Annotated in this window: 1 pseudogene; it reads left to right on the top strand. The window is 55.4% G+C overall.

The features are described from left to right. Positions 1-63: 63 nt before the first annotated feature. Positions 64-592, top strand: a pseudogene (locus ACW9H9_RS28755) (transposase); the annotation flags it as partial.

Below are 592 nucleotides of genomic sequence, written 5' to 3'. Positions count from 1 at the left end.
CTGAATCGCCCCTAGTTTCGTAGACACCTCCAAGCCTTAAAATGAGGCCCATTAGGAGGTGCCATGAGCAACCAGCGTTATCCCGAAGAATTCAAAATCCAGGCGGTCAAGCAAGTGACCGAAAAGCAGCTTCCTGTCTCGGAGGTGGCTGCACGATTGGGTGTGTCCGTGCACAGCCTCTATGCCTGGGTTAAGCGCTACACCAAGCCCCAGGAACAGCGCGTTGAAGAGGATGATCAGAGCGCAGAGGTTCGTCGTCTACGTGCCGAGCTGAAACGGGTCACGGAGGAGCGAGACATCTTAAAAAAGGCCGCCGCGTACTTTGCCAAGGAGTGCGGCTGAAGTACGCCTTTATTAAGCAGCAAGCGGATCACTACGCGATTCGACGGCTTTGCCTGACGCTCAAGGTTCATCCCAGCGGCTACTACGCGTGGCTATCAGAACCAAAATCTGCGCGACCCAAGGACGATCAGCGACTGCTTGGGTTGATCAAACACTCCTGGCTGGAAAGCGGTGGTGTTTATGGCTATCGCAAGATCCATGATGACCTGCGAGAGGTTGGAGAGAGCTGTGGCCGTCACCGGGTGGCTAG

The sequence above is a fragment of the Pseudomonas sp. SDO5215_S409 genome (assembly GCF_054071325.1).
The sequence above is the reverse complement of the archived record's forward strand: the minus strand, read 5'-3'. Positions and strand labels throughout refer to the sequence as shown.